The sequence below is a fragment of the Streptomyces sp. NBC_01618 genome (genome assembly GCF_045209435.1).
In the GTDB taxonomy this organism is placed as follows: domain Bacteria; phylum Actinomycetota; class Actinomycetes; order Streptomycetales; family Streptomycetaceae; genus Streptomyces.
In genome coordinates, this window is sequence record NZ_CP109297.1 from 4643604 (window position 1) to 4658248 (window position 14645).

13 protein-coding genes are annotated in these 14645 nt (G+C 68.9%); 12 read left to right on the forward strand and 1 reads right to left on the reverse strand.

The features are described from left to right. Positions 1-224 precede the first annotated feature (224 nt). Entirely contained in the window at positions 225-1058 is an 834-nt protein-coding gene (locus tag OH735_RS21655; protein WP_406383191.1) for a C40 family peptidase, read from the reverse strand. A gap of 798 nt (positions 1059-1856) precedes the next feature. On the opposite strand from OH735_RS21655, the gene OH735_RS21660 reads away from it, so the two are divergent. The 12 genes from OH735_RS21660 to nuoL are packed head-to-tail and all read left to right on the forward strand — an operon-like array spanning position 1857 to position 14643. Beyond that, positions 1857-2216 carry an NADH-quinone oxidoreductase subunit A gene (locus tag OH735_RS21660; RefSeq protein WP_003992243.1) on the forward strand — a complete coding sequence of 120 codons (360 nt, stop codon included), beginning with the start codon at positions 1857-1859 and terminating at the stop codon, positions 2214-2216. Between the two features lie 18 nt (positions 2217-2234). Beyond that, a complete protein-coding gene (locus tag OH735_RS21665) occupies positions 2235-2789 on the forward strand; it encodes an NADH-quinone oxidoreductase subunit B family protein (protein ID WP_030975705.1) in 555 nt (184 codons plus the stop codon). Further along, positions 2786-3502, forward strand: coding sequence for an NADH-quinone oxidoreductase subunit C (locus tag OH735_RS21670; protein WP_406383192.1), 717 nt, complete (start codon positions 2786-2788; stop codon positions 3500-3502). Before OH735_RS21665 ends, OH735_RS21670 begins: the two co-directional genes overlap by 4 nt. Next, complete coding sequence (locus OH735_RS21675) at positions 3502-4878, forward strand: NADH-quinone oxidoreductase subunit D (RefSeq protein WP_406383193.1); 1377 nt, start codon at positions 3502-3504, stop codon at positions 4876-4878. Before OH735_RS21670 ends, OH735_RS21675 begins: the two co-directional genes overlap by 1 nt. Before the next feature lie 29 nt (positions 4879-4907). Continuing rightward, entirely contained in the window at positions 4908-5690 is a 783-nt protein-coding gene (nuoE, locus tag OH735_RS21680; protein WP_406386675.1) for an NADH-quinone oxidoreductase subunit NuoE, read from the forward strand. Beyond that, positions 5690-7066 carry an NADH-quinone oxidoreductase subunit NuoF gene (gene nuoF, locus OH735_RS21685; protein WP_406383194.1) on the forward strand — a complete coding sequence of 459 codons (1377 nt, stop codon included), beginning with the start codon at positions 5690-5692 and terminating at the stop codon, positions 7064-7066. Before nuoE ends, nuoF begins: the two co-directional genes overlap by 1 nt. Continuing rightward, a complete protein-coding gene (locus OH735_RS21690; RefSeq protein WP_406383195.1) occupies positions 7063-9594 on the forward strand; it encodes an NADH-quinone oxidoreductase subunit G in 2532 nt (843 codons plus the stop codon). Before nuoF ends, OH735_RS21690 begins: the two co-directional genes overlap by 4 nt. Further along, positions 9591-10991 carry an NADH-quinone oxidoreductase subunit NuoH gene (nuoH, locus tag OH735_RS21695; protein ID WP_406383196.1) on the forward strand — a complete coding sequence of 467 codons (1401 nt, stop codon included), beginning with the start codon at positions 9591-9593 and terminating at the stop codon, positions 10989-10991. The genes OH735_RS21690 and nuoH overlap by 4 nt, the downstream gene beginning before the upstream one ends. Continuing rightward, a complete protein-coding gene (nuoI, locus tag OH735_RS21700) occupies positions 10984-11613 on the forward strand; it encodes an NADH-quinone oxidoreductase subunit NuoI (RefSeq protein WP_406383197.1) in 630 nt (209 codons plus the stop codon). The genes nuoH and nuoI overlap by 8 nt, the downstream gene beginning before the upstream one ends. Continuing rightward, on the forward strand, positions 11610-12437 hold the full coding sequence (locus OH735_RS21705; RefSeq protein ID WP_406383198.1) for an NADH-quinone oxidoreductase subunit J: 828 nt from the start codon (positions 11610-11612) through the stop codon (positions 12435-12437). The genes nuoI and OH735_RS21705 overlap by 4 nt, the downstream gene beginning before the upstream one ends. Then, entirely contained in the window at positions 12434-12733 is a 300-nt protein-coding gene (gene nuoK / locus OH735_RS21710) for an NADH-quinone oxidoreductase subunit NuoK (protein WP_093543641.1), read from the forward strand. The genes OH735_RS21705 and nuoK overlap by 4 nt, the downstream gene beginning before the upstream one ends. Before the next feature lie 14 nt (positions 12734-12747). After that, positions 12748-14643: an NADH-quinone oxidoreductase subunit L gene (gene nuoL / locus OH735_RS21715; protein ID WP_406383199.1), complete on the forward strand. Its 1896-nt coding sequence runs from the start codon at positions 12748-12750 to the stop codon at positions 14641-14643. Positions 14644-14645 lie beyond the last annotated feature (2 nt).

A 14645-nucleotide genomic window follows, 5' to 3' on the forward strand; every position in this document is an offset into this window, starting at 1 on the left:
AGGGCCTGCCCGGACCGTGCCCCGGCCAGGAGCACCGCGATCACCGTGAGCGCCGCGGTCGCGCCGCCGAGCGGACCAGTCGCCCGGCCAGTCCGGCGCCGATATGATCTTCCGTTTCCGCCGGAAACGGCACAGGGCCGTCGCTCCCGAGCGGGGGAGCGGCGGCCCTGTGCCGTGCGCCGGGAAGGCGCTTGTGAATCCGAGAACTCGGCGAACTCCGGGACTCAGAGAACGCGGACCGCGCCCGACGGCGGGTCGTAGGACAGCGGACGCTGCACCACACCGGTGCTGGAGTTCTGCGCGCCGACGAATTCGCCGCCGCCCACGTAGATCCCGACGTGGTACGCGCTGCCCGCGCCGCCCCAGTACAGGATGTCGCCCGGCTGGAGGTTGCTCAGGGAGACCTGGGTGCCCGCGGTGGACTGGTTCTGCGAGACGCGCGGCAGGTCGACGCCGACCGAGCGGAACGCGGCCTGGACGAGGCCGGAGCAGTCCCACGAGTTGGGGCCGGTGCCGCCGGAGACGTACGCGTCGCCGACCTGGGCCTTCGCGAAGGCGATGACGGACGCGGCGGAGCCGGTCGCGCTCGACGTGTACGACGAGGCCGTGGCGGTGGAGCCGGAGGTCGCGCTGAGCGTTGTACGGGCGGCAGTGCGGGAGGCGCGCTCGGCGGCCTCCGCCTTGGCCTTGGCAGCGGCCTTGGCCTTGGCGGCGGCCTCCGCCTTCTTCTTGGCCTCTGCCTTGCGGACCGCCTCGGCCTTGGCCGTCTTGGCGGCCTTGGCCGCGGTGGCGGCTGCGGCGTCCTCCTGGGCCTGCGTCTGCAGGTCCTGGGCGACCTGCTGCGTGGCCTGGGCGGACGCGGCGACGGCGGTGGAGAGCCCGGAGGTGATGGTGGGCATCTCGATGGTCTGGGTCACCGGCTCGGCCTGGGCCGGACCGGCAGCGCCTGCGACCGCGATGGTGCTGAGGACGCCACCGGCAACTCCGGCCCGCAGCGCCGTCTTCGGCGCGTTTCGGCGGGGCTTCCGGTGGCTGGGTATGTGAGCGGTGTGGGACATGAGTACTAGCGCTATCAGGGCTCCGGGGCTCCCATCAAGAAACGTGTGTTGCGACACAGTTACGTACGGAATCTGTGAATCCGCTTTCTGGTGGCCCTTATTGACGCCGTAACGGGCAAACCGGGCAGGCTCGATCAGTGCTGTGATCACGGACTTTCGGCAATACGCCCGAATTGCCCGCCACTTACCATCCGTTCACACCGATGGCCAAGCCCGCTTTTGCCGAAGCTCGCGCAGAGTGACGCAGGTCACAGCGTGATCAAGGTGCGACCGCGTTGTGGGGGGTGTGGGTGCGCCCGGCGTCCGGAGTGCCGTCGGGCGCCGGCCGGGCCGCCCGTCGGGCCCGCGCCGCCGCCCCTCCCGTTCGCCCCGAAGATCGTGAATGCGCGCACCCGTCCACTTCGCTCCCCGGGGGCCCCTCGTCGGGGTGAGTCCGGAGCGGGCCGATTCTCTTATCACGCTCCGGCCACCCATTGCCAATTTGCTTCCCCGGGTATCTGATTGTTAGAGGAAAACCTTCTTGACCAGCGAAGACGCCATCGGATGTCACGTCTCGTGATCACTCGGCCGCTTTGCGTACGAAGATCACTGCTCAGGTGACTTCGTGGTCCTTCGCCTGGTGGTGGAGATCACAAACTCGTTGTCGTACCCCGTGTCGCAGATCACAGGACGGCGGGCATAGGATGCGGGGCAGTCGGGCTTGTGAACTGCCTCACATGTGCACGATCTTGGTGGGGTGGCGAGCCGAATCGCCCGATGCGGTCCAACGGTCAAGGACGACTGGAAGGAGCGAGGAGCGTGAATGCCTACGCGCCCATCCTCGTGCTCGGCGCCCTCGGGGCAGGGTTTGCGATCTTCTCCGTGGTCATGGCCACGCTTATCGGCCCTAAGCGGTACAACCGGGCAAAGCTCGAAGCGTACGAGTGCGGTATCGAACCCACCCCCACTCCAGCCGGAGGCGGCCGCTTCCCCATCAAGTACTACCTGACGGCGATGCTCTTCATCGTCTTCGACATCGAGATCGTCTTCCTCTATCCCTGGGCGGTCACCTTCGACGCCCTGGGGATCTTCGGGCTCGTGGAGATGCTGCTCTTCGTGCTCACCGTCTTCGTCGCCTACGCGTATGTATGGCGTCGCGGCGGCCTGGAATGGGACTGAGGGGCTGAGGGGCACACCATGGGACTCGAAGAGAAGCTGCCCAGCGGCTTCGTGCTGACCACTGTCGAGCAGGCCGCTGGCTGGGTACGGAAGTCCTCCGTCTTCCCGGCCACCTTCGGCCTCGCCTGCTGCGCCATCGAAATGATGACGACCGGGGCCGGGCGCTACGACCTGGCCCGTTTCGGCATGGAGGTCTTCCGCGGATCGCCGCGCCAGGCGGACCTGATGATCGTGGCGGGACGGGTCAGCCAGAAGATGGCGCCCGTCCTGCGGCAGGTCTACGACCAGATGCCCAACCCCAAGTGGGTGATCTCCATGGGGGTTTGCGCATCATCAGGCGGAATGTTCAATAATTACGCCATTGTTCAGGGTGTTGATCACATTGTCCCGGTTGATATTTATTTGCCGGGCTGCCCGCCGCGGCCCGAGATGCTGATGGACGCGATCCTCAAGCTCCACCAGAAGATCCAGAGCTCCAAGCTCGGCGTCAACGCCGAGGAGGCCGCCCGCGAGGCGGAGGACGCGGCGCTCAAGGCACTGCCCCTGATCGAGATGAAGGGGCTGCTGCGATGAGCGAGAACCCCGAGCGGAACAACAACGGCGTGCCCGCGCCGCGCGACGAGACCGGCGAGGTCATCGGCGTACGCAAGGGCATGTTCGGCGCCAACAACGGCGGCGACACCACCGGCTACGGCGGCCTCGTCCGCACAGTGACCCTGCCGGGCGCCACGTCCCGCCCGTACGGCGGCTGGTTCGATGAAGTCGCGGACGAACTCGAAGGGGCCCTGGAGGAACAGGACCTGGTTCCCGGGAACGCCATCGAGAAGACCGTCGTCGACCGCGGCGAGCTCACCTTCCACATCGCCCGCGAGCACCTCGTCCGGGTCGCCCGCACCCTGCGCGACGACCCGGCGCTGCGCTTCGAGCTCTGCACGGGCGTGAGCGGCGTCCACTTCCTCGGCGACAAGGGCCGCGAGCTGCACGCCGTCTACCACCTGCGCTCGATCACGCACGGCCGGCTGATCCGCCTGGAGGTGTCGGCCCCGGACAGCGATCCGCACATCCCGTCGCTCGTCGAGGTCTACCCGACCAACGACTGGCACGAGCGCGAGACCTACGACTTCTTCGGGCTCGTCTTCGACGGGCACCCCGCCCTCACCCGGATCATGATGCCGGACGACTGGCAGGGCTTCCCGCAGCGCAAGGACTATCCGCTCGGCGGCATCGCCGTCGAGTACAAGGGCGCCCAGATCCCGGCTCCGGACCAGCGGAGGTCGTACTCCTGATGACTACTCCCCACGCCCACCCGTCACCCGGCCACCACCCCTCAGTGGATCCCTCCGGGACGCCCCTTTCGGATGCCAGGGCCACGACCGAGGGGACTGTATATACAGTCACCGGCGGCGACTGGGACGAGGTCGTCGAGTCGGCGGTCAAGTCCGATGACGAGCGCATCATCGTCAACATGGGCCCCCAGCACCCGTCCACGCACGGGGTGCTGCGGCTGATCCTGGAGATCGACGGCGAGACCGTCACCGAGGCCCGCTGCGGCATCGGCTACCTCCACACCGGCATCGAGAAGAACCTCGAATTCCGGAACTGGACCCAGGGCACCACCTTCGTGACGCGCATGGACTACCTGACGCCGTTCTTCAACGAGGCGGCGTACTGCCTCGGCGTCGAGAAGCTGCTCGGCATCGAGGACCAGATCCCCGACCGGGCCACCGTCCTGCGCGTGCTCCTGATGGAGCTCAACCGGATCTCCTCGCACCTGGTGTGCATCGCCACCGGCGGCATGGAGCTCGGCGCCACCACGATCATGATCTACGGCTTCCGTGATCGTGAACTCGTTCTCGACCTCTTCGAGCTGATCACCGGCCTGCGGATGAACCACGCGTTCATCCGGCCCGGCGGACTCGCCCAGGACCTGCCGCCCGGCGCGATCGACCAGCTCCGCGAGTTCCTGAAGACCATGAAGAAGAACCTGCCGGAGTACGACAAGCTCGCCACCGGCAACCCGATCTTCAAGGCCCGCATGCAGGACGTCGGCTATCTCGATCTGACCGGCTGCATGGCACTCGGCGCCACCGGCCCGATCCTGCGCTCCGCCGGACTCCCGCACGACCTGCGCAAGACGGACCCGTACTGCGGATACGAGGACTACGAGTTCGACGTCCCCACCGCCGACAGCTGCGACGCCTACGGCCGCTTCCTCATCCGGCTGGAGGAGATGCGCCAGTCGCTGCGGATCATCGAGCAGTGCATCGACCGGCTCGCCCCCGGACCGGTGATGGTCGCCGACAAGAAGATCGCCTGGCCGGCGCAGCTCGCGCTCGGTCCGGACGGGCTCGGCAACTCGCTCGACCACATCAAGAAGATCATGGGCACCTCCATGGAGGCTCTGATCCACCACTTCAAGCTGGTGACCGAGGGGTTCCGGGTCCCGGCCGGACAGACGTACACCGCGGTCGAGTCGCCCAAGGGCGAGCTCGGCGTCCACGTCGTCTCGGACGGCGGCACCCGCCCCTACCGGGTCCACTTCCGCGACCCGTCCTTCACCAATCTGCAGGCCATGGCGGCGATGTGCGAGGGCGGCCAGGTCGCCGACGTCATCGTCGCCGTCGCGTCCATCGACCCCGTGATGGGAGGCGTCGACCGGTGACCGAAGCACGTCAGGAAGTCAGTCTGGGGATGCCGCAGCTCCCCGCCCCCGCCTACCCGGCCGAGGTGCGCGCCAGGCTCGAAGCGGATGCGAAGGAGGTGATCGCCCGCTACCCCGACAGCCGCTCCGCGCTGCTGCCGCTGCTGCACCTGGTGCAGTCCGAGGAGGGCTACGTCTCCCGTACGGGCATGGCGTTCTGCGCCGAGCTGCTCGGCCTCACCACCGCCGAGGTCACCGCGGTCGCCACCTTCTACACGATGTACCGGCGCAGGCCCAGCGGTGACTACCAGGTCGGCGTCTGCACCAACACCCTGTGCGCGGTGATGGGCGGCGACGCCATCTTCGACCGGCTCAAGGAGCACCTCGGCGTCGGCGACGACGGGCTCGATATGACAACTGCGGACGGCAAGGTCACCCTCGAACACATCGAGTGCAACGCGGCCTGCGACTTCGCTCCCGTGGTGATGGTCAACTGGGAGTTCTTCGACAACCAGACGCCCGAGAGCGCGACGCGCCTGGTCGACGACCTCATCGCCGGACGCACCGTCGAACCCACCCGCGGCGCCCCCCTGTGCTCGTACAAGGAGACGTCCCGGATCCTGGCCGGCTTCCCCGACGAGCGCCCCGGCGCCGTCGAGGCGTCCGGCGGCGCGGGCCCCGCCTCACTGATCGGCCTCCGCCTCGCCCGGGGCGAGGAACCGCACCCGCGCGTCGTCGCCCCCCGCGCCGGGAGCACGCGCGAGTCCGGACCTGCCGATGCCCCGCAGGACCCGGACCACGCGGCCGGCCCGACAGCCGGGGAGGGAGAGTGATGACGTTGGCAACCGAAATCAACGACAACGGGAACGGCAGCGGGGACAGCCCCGAGAAGCTGCTCGCCCCCGTCCTCTCCGCCTTCTGGGACGAGCCGGAATCCTGGACCCTGGAGACCTACCGGCGCCACGACGGATACCAGGGACTGCGCAAGGCCCTCGCCATGTCGCCCGACGACCTCATCGCGTACGTCAAGGACTCCGGTCTGCGCGGCCGCGGCGGCGCGGGCTTCCCCACCGGGATGAAGTGGCAGTTCATCCCGCAGGGCGACGGCAAACCGCACTACCTGGTCGTCAACGCCGACGAGTCGGAGCCCGGGACCTGCAAGGACATCCCGCTCCTCTTCGCCAACCCGCACTCCCTCATCGAGGGCATCGTGATCGCCTGCTACGCGATCCGTTCCTCGCATGCGTTCATCTATCTGCGGGGTGAAGTCGTCCCCGTACTGCGGCGGTTGCACGAGGCCGTGCGCGAGGCGTACGAGGCGGGCTTCCTCGGGACGAACATCCTGGGCTCGGGGCTCGACCTCGAACTCACCGTGCACGCGGGCGCGGGCGCGTACATCTGTGGTGAGGAGACCGCGCTGCTCGACTCGCTCGAAGGGCGACGCGGCCAGCCCCGGCTGCGCCCCCCCTTCCCCGCGGTCGCCGGTCTGTACGCCTGCCCCACTGTGGTGAACAACGTCGAGTCCATCGCCTCGGTTCCCGCGATCCTGAACCGGGGCAAGGAGTGGTTCAAGTCGATGGGCAGCGAGAAGTCTCCCGGCTTCACGCTGTATTCGCTCAGCGGGCATGTCGCGAGCCCCGGCCAGTACGAGGCCCCGCTCGGCATCACGCTGCGCCAACTGCTCGACATGAGCGGCGGGATGCGCCCCGGCCACCGGCTGAAGTTCTGGACCCCGGGCGGCTCCTCGACCCCGATGTTCACCGACGAGCACCTCGACGTACCGCTCGACTACGAAGGCGTCGGCGCCGCCGGATCCATGCTCGGCACCAAGGCGCTCCAGTGCTTCGACGAGACGACCTGCGTCGTGCGGGCCGTCACCCGCTGGACCGAGTTCTACGCCCACGAGTCCTGCGGCAAGTGCACACCGTGCCGCGAAGGCACCTACTGGCTCGTCCAGTTGCTCCGCGACATCGAGGCCGGCAAGGGACAGATGGCCGACCTCGACAAGCTGAACGACATCGCCGACAACATCAACGGCAAGTCCTTCTGCGCCCTCGGCGACGGCGCCGCCTCGCCGATCTTCTCCTCGCTGAAGTACTTCCGCGAGGAGTACGAGCAGCACATCACGGGCAGGGGCTGCCCCTTCGATCCCGCCAGGTCGACCGCCTGGGCCGACGACAAGAACGCTCACCAGGGGGTGAACGCATGACAGTCACCACGAGTGCGCCCTCCGGGGGCGGCGAGGCGGCCGTCCCGCCCGAGGACCTCGTCACGCTGACGATCGACGGCATCGAGATCAGCGTGCCCAAGGGCACCCTGGTCATCCGCGCCGCCGAACTCCTCGGCATCGAGATCCCGCGCTTCTGCGACCACCCGCTCCTCGACCCGGTCGGCGCCTGCCGCCAGTGCATCGTCGAGGTCGAGGGCCAGCGCAAGCCGATGGCGTCCTGCACCATCACCTGCACCGACGGCATGGTGGTGCGCTCGCAGCTCACCTCGCCGGTCGCCGAGAAGGCGCAGAAGGGTGTGATGGAGCTGCTGCTCATCAACCACCCGCTGGACTGCCCGGTCTGCGACAAGGGCGGCGAGTGCCCGCTGCAGAACCAGGCGATGTCGCACGGCGGCGCCGACTCCCGCTTCGACGGCAAGAAGCGCACGTTCGAGAAGCCCGTCCCGCTCTCCACCCAGGTGCTCCTGGACCGTGAGCGGTGCGTGCTCTGCGCGCGCTGCACCCGGTTCTCCAACCAGGTGGCCGGTGACCCGATGATCGAGCTGCTGGAACGCGGCGCGCTCCAGCAGGTCGGCACGGGCGAGGGCGACCCGTTCGAGTCGTACTTCTCCGGGAACACCATCCAGATCTGCCCGGTCGGGGCGCTGACCTCGGCGGCGTACCGGTTCCGCGCCCGGCCCTTCGACCTGGTGTCGTCGCCCTCGGTGTGCGAGCACTGCGCGGGCGGCTGCGCCACCCGTACCGACCACCGGCGCGGCAAGGTCATGCGGCGGCTCGCCGCCAACGACCCCGAGGTCAACGAGGAGTGGGTCTGCGACAAGGGCCGCTTCGGCTTCCGCTACGCGCAGCAGCCAGGCCGGCTCACCACTCCGCTGGTGCGCAACGCGGACGGCGTCCTGGAACCGGCGAGCTGGCCCGAGGCCCTGGCCGCCGCGGCCGCCGGTCTGCTGGCCGCACGCGGCCGGGCGGGTGTCCTCACGGGCGGCCGGCTGACCGTCGAGGACGCGTACGCGTACAGCAAGTTCGCCCGGGTCGCGCTGGACACCAACGACGTCGACTTCCGGGCCCGGGTGCACAGCAGCGAGGAGGCCGACTTCCTGGCCGCCCGCGTGGCCGGGCGCGGCCGGGACCTGGACGGGGCGGGGGTCACGTACACCTCGCTGGAGAAGGCCCCGACGGTGCTGCTGGTCGGGTTCGAGTCGGAGGAAGAGGCGCCCGGCGTCTTCCTGCGGCTGCGCAAGGCGAACCGCAAGCACGGACAGCGCACGTTCTCCGTCGCCTCGCACGCCACGCGCGGACTGGAGAAGGCGGGCGGCACGCTGCTCCCCGCCGCCCCCGGTACGGAGACCGAGTGGCTGGACGCGATCGCGGGCGGCGTCGGACTCGACGGCGACGGAGCCACGGCGGCCGAGGCGCTGCGCGGCGAGGGCGCCGTGATCGTGGCCGGTGAGCGGCTGGCGGCCGTGCCGGGCGGGCTGACCGCCGCGGTGCGGGCCGCCACCGCGACCGGGGCGGCGCTGGTGTGGATGCCGCGGCGGGCCGGCGAGCGCGGTGCGGTGGAGGCGGGCGCGCTTCCGTCGCTGCTGCCCGGCGGCCGTCCGGCGACCGACCCGCGGGCCAGGGACGAGGTGGCGGCCGTCTGGGGCGTCGCCGAACTCCCGTCCCGCTTCGGCCGCGACACCGGCCAGATCGTGGAGGCCGCGGCCACCGGCGAACTGGGCGCGCTGCTCGTCGCCGGGGTCGAGCCGGTGGACCTGCCGGACCCGGCACGGGCCCTGGAGGCCCTGGACCGGGTCGGCTTCCTGGTCTCGCTGGAGCTGCGGCCCAGCGAGGTGACCGAGCGGGCCGATGTGGTCTTCCCGGTCGCCGCGGTCGCCGAGAAGGCCGGCACCTTCCTCAACTGGGAGGGCAGGGCGCGGATGTTCGAGGCCGCGCTGAAGCCCGAGCAGATGACGCGGGCGCTCGCGCCGACCGACGCGCGGGTGCTGCACATGCTGGCCGACGCGCTGGCCCACGCCGGAGGCGCCGACCGGGCCGGTCACTTCGCGCTGCCGGACCTGAAGTCCGTACGCCGCGAGCTGGACCGGCTGGGCGGCTGGGCCGGTGCGCACGCCACCGACCCGAACGAGCCGGCCCGGCCGCTGCCCCGGCCCGGCGACGGCGAGGCGGTCCTGGCGGGCCACCGGATGCTGCTCGACCTGGGCCGGCTCCAGGAGGGCGACGACGCGCTGGCCGGCACCCGGCACGCCTCGGTCGCCCGGCTCTCCGCCGCCACCGCCGCCGAGACGGGCGTGAAGGACGGCGATCTGCTGGCCGTCACCGGCCCGGCGGGCAGCGTCGAACTCCCGTTGAAGGTCACCGACATGCCGGACCGGGTGGTCTGGGTGCCGCTGAACTCCGTCGGACGGGGCGTCCCGGCCGACACCGGCGCCCGCCCCGGCGGCCTGGTCCGGATCGGCCCCGCCGCACCGGGCACTCCCGACGTCACACCGGAGGTGGGGGCGTGACTGCCTTCGCTCAACTGGCCGCGGCACCGCACGGTGTCGTACTCGCCGCCGAGGATCTGTCGATGTTCGGCACCGACCCGTGGTGGCTCGTCGTCATCAAGGCGGTGTTCTGCTTCGCGTTCCTGATGGTGACCGTGCTCTTCTCCATCGTGTGGGAGCGCAAGGTCGTCGCCTGGATGCAGCTGCGCATCGGCCCCAACCGGCACGGCCCCTGGGGCATGCTCCAGTCGCTCGCAGACGGCATCAAGCTGATGCTGAAGGAAGACGTCGTCGTCAAGCGCGCCGACAAGGTCGTGTACGTGCTCGCGCCGATCGTCGCCGCGATCCCGGCGTTCATGGCGATCGCGGTGATCCCGTTCGGCCCGTCCGACGAGGTCTCGGTCTTCGGGCACCGTACGGCGATGCAGCTCACCGACCTGCCGATCGCGATGCTCTACATCCTCGCGGTCGCCTCGGTCGGGATCTACGGCATCGTGCTGGCGGGCTGGTCGTCCGGATCGACGTATCCGCTCCTCGGCGGCCTGCGTTCCTGCGCCCAGATGATCAGCTACGAGATCGCGATGGGCGCCGCGTTCGCCTCGGTCTTCCTCTACTCCGGGTCGATGTCGACCTCGAAGATCGTGGAGGCGCAGCAGGACCGCTGGTTCATCCTGCTGCTGCCGGTCTCCTTCATCATCTACATCGTCACGATGGTCGGCGAGACCAACCGGGCCCCGTTCGACATGCCGGAGTCCGAGGGCGACCTGGTCGGCGGCTTCAACACCGAGTACTCGTCGATCAAGTTCGCGATGTTCATGCTCGCCGAGTACGTCAACATGGTCACCGTCTCCGCGGTCTCCACGACCCTGTTCCTGGGCGGCTGGCGGGCCCCGTGGCCGATCAGCACCTTCTGGGAGGGCGCGAACCACGGCTGGTGGCCGTTGCTCTGGTTCGTCATCAAGGTCCAGCTGCTGCTGTTCTTCTTCATCTGGCTGCGCGGCACGCTGCCCCGGGTCCGTTACGACCAGCTGATGAAGCTCGGCTGGAAGGTCCTGATCCCGGTCTCCGTGGTCTGGCTGATGCTGGTCGCGACGGTGCGGGCGCTGCGCAACGAGGGGTACGACTTCTCGAAGATCGTGCTGTACGTGGCCGGGGCCGTGATCGCGATCCTGCTGATCTCCTTCGTCGCCGACATCTTCCGCGACAAGAAGGGCCGGGCCGCTCAGGCGGAGGCCGGACCGGAGCCGGAGTTCGACCCGATGGCGGGCGGATTCCCGGTGCCGCCGCTGCCCGGACAGACCCTGCCGCCGGTGCCGCGCCGCAGGCCGCGGGGCGAGCGGGAGCTCGTTGTCAGTGGTGGGTCGGATACTCAGAGTGACGGAAATTCGAGTGACGGAAAGGAGGCTGACGGTGTCTGAGTCATCAGAGCCCTCGGGCGAGAAGTTCCAGAACCCTGTCGCCGGCTTCGGCGTGACCTTCAAGGCCATGTTCAAGAAGCGGCTGACCGAGCAGTATCCGGAAACGCAGAAGGTGACGGCGCCGCGCTTCCACGGCCGGCATCAGCTCAACCGCCACCCGGACGGTCTGGAGAAGTGCATCGGCTGTGAGCTGTGCGCCTGGGCCTGTCCGGCGGACGCGATCTACGTGGAGGGCGCGGACAACACCGACGAGGAGCGCTACTCCCCGGGCGAACGCTACGGCCGCGTCTACCAGATCAACTACGCGCGCTGCATTCTCTGCGGTCTGTGCATCGAGGCGTGCCCGACCCGGGCACTGACGATGACCAACGAGTTCGAGCTCGCCAACACCACCCGCGAGAGCCTCATCTACACCAAGGACGAGCTGCTCGCGGGCCTGGAGGAGGGCATGGTCGACACCCCGCACGCGATCTACCCGGGGATGGACGAGCAGGACTACTACCAGGGTCTCGTCACCGAGGCCGCGCCCGGTACGGAGCGTCAGATCGCGGTCTCCAAGGGCGAGAAGCCGACGGACGGTGCCGACGAGAACAGCGGCTCGGCGCGGGAGGTGGACGCATGACCGGCCTGGCCGCGGCGGCCTCCCAGACCTCGACCGGCGAGGCCGTCCAGTTCTGGGTGCTGGGCATCGTCGCCGTGCTCGGCGCGCTGTCCACCGTACTGATGAAAAAAGCCGTGCACAGCGCGCTGAGCCTCGCCGGGACCATGATCGTCCTGGCGGTGTTCTATCTGGCCAACGGCGCCTATTTCCTGGGCGTCGTCCAGATCGTCGTCTACACCGGCGCGATCATGATGCTGTTCCTCTTCGTGGTCATGCTCGTCGGCGTCACGGCGGCCGACTCCCTCAAGGAGACCCTCAAGGGCCAGCGCTGGCTGGCCGCGGGCTGCGGGATCGGCTTCGGCATCCTGCTCATCGCGGGCATCGGCAACGCCTCGCTGAACAGCTTCAACGGGCTCGGCACCGCCAACGCCGAGCACGGCGGGAACATCGAGGGGCTCGCCAGCCTCATCTTCACCAAGTACGTCTTCGCCTTCGAGATCACCGGCGCCCTGCTGATCACGGCGACGGTCGGCGCGATGGTGCTCACCCACCGGGAGCGCACCGAACGGGCAAGGACCCAGCGGGAGATGTCCGAGGCGCGCGTACGCGGCAAGCAGCTGCCGCCGCTGCCCGCCCCCGGTGTCTACGCCCGGCACAACGCCGTGGACATCCCGGGTCTGCTTCCCGACGGCACACCGTCCGAGCTCACCGTCATGCAGACGCTGCGCAACCGGGGCCAGATCCGCGATGTGTCGCACGAGTCGCTGGACCAGCTCAAGGCGCTGGAGCAGCGCTCCGAGGAGCGCCTCGGCCGTGACAACGAAGATGAGGAGGCCGCCAAGTGAACCCGGTCAACTACCTCTATCTCGCCGCTCTGTTGTTCACCATCGGTGCGGCCGGGGTGCTGATCCGGCGGAACGCGATCGTGGTGTTCATGTGCGTGGAGCTGATGCTCAACGCCTGCAACCTCGCGTTCGTGACCTTCTCCCGGATGCACGGCAATCTCGACGGGCAGATCATCGCCTTCTTCACGATGGTCGTCGCCGCCGCCGAGGTCGTGGTCGGACTCGCGATCATCGTGTCGGTGTTCCGTTCCCGCCACTCGGCCTCGGTCGACGACGCCAGCCTGATGAAGCTGTAAGGGGACGTTGAATCGTGGAGAACCTGATTGCGCTGCTCGTCGCGGCGCCTCTGCTCGGAGCCGCGGTCCTGCTCTGCGGCGGCCGGCGGCTGGACCGGTCCGGACATTGGCTCGGCACCCTGCTCGCTGCCGTGTCGTTCGTCATCGGTGTCGTGCTCTTCCTCGACATGCTGGGGAAGGGCGCACAGGACCGGGCGCTGCACCAGAAGCTGTTCAGCTGGATTCCGGTCGAGGGCTTCCAGGCCGATGTGGCCTTCCAGCTCGACCAGTTGTCGATGACGTTCGTGCTGCTGATCACCGGTGTGGGCACCCTGATCCACATCTACTCGATCGGCTACATGGAGCACGACGAGCGCCGGCGCCGCTTCTTCGGATATCTGAACCTCTTCCTCGCGGCGATGCTGATCCTGGTCATCGCGGACAACTACCTGCTGCTGTACGCCGGGTGGGAGGGCGTCGGTCTGGCGTCGTACCTGCTCATCGGCTTCTGGCAGCACAAGCCCAGCGCGGCCACGGCCGCCAAGAAGGCATTCCTGGTCAACCGGGTCGGCGACATGGGCCTGTCGATCGCGATCATGCTGATGTTCACCACGTTCGGCACGTTCGCCTTCGGCCCTGTCCTGGGGGCGACCGGGGAGACGAGCGAGGGGAAGCTGACGGCGATCGGCCTGCTGCTGCTGCTCGCGGCCTGCGGCAAGTCGGCTCAGGTGCCGCTGCAGTCCTGGCTCGGTGACGCGATGGAGGGCCCGACCCCGGTCTCCGCCCTCATCCACGCCGCGACGATGGTGACCGCGGGTGTGTACCTCATCGTCCGCTCCGGTGCGATCTTCAACGCCGCGCCGGACGCGCAGTTGGCCGTCGTGGTCGTCGGCGCGGTCACGCTGCTCTTCGGTGCGATCGTCGGTTGCGCGAAGGACGACATCAAGAAGGCCCTCGCCGGGTCGACGATGTCGCAGATCGGGTACATGATCCTGGCCGCCGGGCTCGGCCCGATCGGCTACGTCTTCGCGATCATGCACCTGGTGACGCACGGCTTCTTCAAGGCCGGGCTCTTCCTCGGTGCCGGTTCGGTCATGCATGGCATGAACGACGAGGTCGACATGCGGAAGTTCGGCGGCCTGCGGAAGTACATGCCGGTCACCTTCATCACCTTCGGCCTCGGCTATCTTGCGATCATCGGCTTCCCGGGTCTGTCCGGCTTCTTCTCCAAGGACAAGATCATCGAGGCGGCCTTCGCCAAGGGCGGCACCGAGGGCTGGATCCTCGGCTCGGTGGCCCTGCTCGGCGCCGCGATCACCGCGTTCTACATGACGCGCGTGATGCTGCTGACGTTCTTCGGCGAGAAGCGCTGGCAGCCAGACGCGGAAGGCCACGAGCCGCATCCGCACGAGTCCCCGAAGTCGATGACCATCCCCATGATCATCCTGGCGTTCGGCTCCGTCTTCGCCGGTGGCCTCTTCTCCATCGGCGACCGCTTCCTGAACTGGCTGGAGCCGGTCACCGGACACAGCCACGGACATGCCCCGGTCAGCGCCACGACCGTCACGGCCGCCACCATGGTCGTGCTCGTCATCGGTGTCGCGATCGCCTGGGCGATGTACGGGCGCAAGCCGGTTCCGGTCGTCGCCCCGCGCGGCTCGCTGCTCACCCGGGCCGCCCGCCGCGATCTCCTCCAGGACGACTTCAACCACGTGGTCCTGGTCCGCGGCGGCGAGCACCTCACCCGCTCCCTGGTGTACGTCGACCACACCCTGGTCGACGGCGTCGTCAACGGCACGGCCGCGTCGATGGGCGGGCTCTCCGGCCGGCTGCGCAAGCTGCAGAACGGCTACGCCCGCTCCTACGCGGTCTCGATGTTCGGCGGTACAGCGATTGTCATCGCCGCGACCCTGCTGATGAGGGCGGTCTGATC

Excerpts from the sequence above, each read along its gene's own strand:
- OH735_RS21675 (WP_406383193.1), top strand. The coding sequence starts at position 3,502 with ATGACTACTCCCCACGCCCACCCGTCACCCGGCCACCACCCCTCAGTG.
- OH735_RS21655 (WP_406383191.1), bottom strand. The coding sequence starts at position 1,058 with ATGTCCCACACCGCTCACATACCCAGCCACCGGAAGCCCCGCCGAAAC.
- OH735_RS21705 (WP_406383198.1), top strand. The coding sequence starts at position 11,610 with ATGACCGGCCTGGCCGCGGCGGCCTCCCAGACCTCGACCGGCGAGGCC.
- nuoF (WP_406383194.1), top strand. The coding sequence starts at position 5,690 with ATGACGTTGGCAACCGAAATCAACGACAACGGGAACGGCAGCGGGGAC.
- OH735_RS21690 (WP_406383195.1), top strand. The coding sequence starts at position 7,063 with ATGACAGTCACCACGAGTGCGCCCTCCGGGGGCGGCGAGGCGGCCGTC.
- nuoE (WP_406386675.1), top strand. The coding sequence starts at position 4,908 with ATGCCGCAGCTCCCCGCCCCCGCCTACCCGGCCGAGGTGCGCGCCAGG.
- OH735_RS21665 (WP_030975705.1), top strand. The coding sequence starts at position 2,235 with ATGGGACTCGAAGAGAAGCTGCCCAGCGGCTTCGTGCTGACCACTGTC.
- OH735_RS21670 (WP_406383192.1), top strand. The coding sequence starts at position 2,786 with ATGAGCGAGAACCCCGAGCGGAACAACAACGGCGTGCCCGCGCCGCGC.